We start from the raw sequence: 288 nt of genomic DNA on the forward strand, positions 1-288 counted from the left end.
CGCTGCCCGGCCTGTACGGGATCGTCCGGGGCATGACGCTATGGCCGGATCTGCCCGCCCTGCCGCATCACCGGGTCTGGCTCGGTCGGACGCAGGTGGTGCTGACTGTCGCCTTCGTCGCCGTCTGCCTGGTCGTCGCCTGGCCCAAGGCCTGAGCCGGCTCTTCGACGCTCACCACCGATTCACGTCCTGAAAACTGTCACCATGAGTGACCGTCGTTTCTCCGCGCTGGCGCCAAGGCGAGGCGGCCTACGGTCGGAGTACTGGGCCGGCAACGACGGGGGCTGG

It is taken from the genome of Actinomyces sp. HMSC075C01 (genome assembly GCF_001812965.1).
In the GTDB taxonomy this organism is placed as follows: Bacteria; Actinomycetota; Actinomycetes; order Actinomycetales; family Actinomycetaceae; genus Actinomyces; species Actinomyces acetigenes.